The organism is Lysobacter antibioticus HS124 (assembly GCF_000336385.2).
Classification (GTDB): Bacteria; Pseudomonadota; Gammaproteobacteria; order Xanthomonadales; family Xanthomonadaceae; genus Lysobacter; species Lysobacter firmicutimachus.
The window spans coordinates 1-779 of the sequence record NZ_HG424592.1; the positions used below are offsets into that span (position 1 = coordinate 1).

Below are 779 nucleotides of genomic sequence, written 5' to 3' on the forward strand. Positions count from 1 at the left end.
GCTGCCGCCGACCGTGCCGTCCACATTCAACGCAGTGTCGTCGGCCAAGGCGATGGTCGGCGTCTGCAGCGTGCCGTCGATGTCCAGCGTGCCCGCATCGATCGCGACGCCGCCGCTGAAGCTCTGGCTGCCGGTCATGCTGGCGGTACCGGTGTTCTGCTTGGTCAAGGTCTCGAAGCCGGCCGTCTGGCTGCCGTCGAAGGCCATCGCCGAGGCGTTGTCCAGGATCAGCCGGTCGCTACCGCCCGCACCGGCGTCCACGCCGCCGGCACCGCTCTCGATGACGGCCCCGTCCCGCAAGGTCAGCACATCGTCGCCGGCGCCCAGGCCCAAGGTGCCGGCGCCGGTGCCGAGCAGTCCCGCCAGGGTCACCGCATCGTTGCCGTCGCCGAGGTCGCCGTTCGCACGCAGCGTGCCGGTGGGGCCGACATCGATCGTGTTAACGCCGGCGCTGCCGGTGACGGCCGTCGGCGCGTTGCCGGCGGCTTCGACGGTGCCGTCGATGTCGAGCACCGTACCGTCGGCCATCGACAGGGCCGACGTCTCCAGCCGGCCGTCCACGTCGAGCGTGCCGCCGTCGAGCTGGGTGGCGACGGCGAAGACGTGGTCGCCGGTCAGGGTCAGCGCGCCGGTGTTCTGCTTGGTCAGAATTTCGAAGGTGTCGATGCTGCCGCCGTCCAGGGCATAGCCCAGCGCGGTGTTGACCACTAGGGTATCGGTGCCGCCGCCGGACGTGCCCACGCCGCCGCCGAGCATTTGCGCACCGTCGTTGAGCACCA

At 70.7% G+C, this 779-nt stretch carries 1 protein-coding gene; it reads right to left on the minus strand.

Going from position 1 to position 779, the window contains the following annotated elements; genetic code table 11:
- On the minus strand, positions 1–779 hold a 779-nt coding region (locus TX83_RS20680; RefSeq protein WP_141233611.1), incomplete at both ends, for an autotransporter-associated beta strand repeat-containing protein.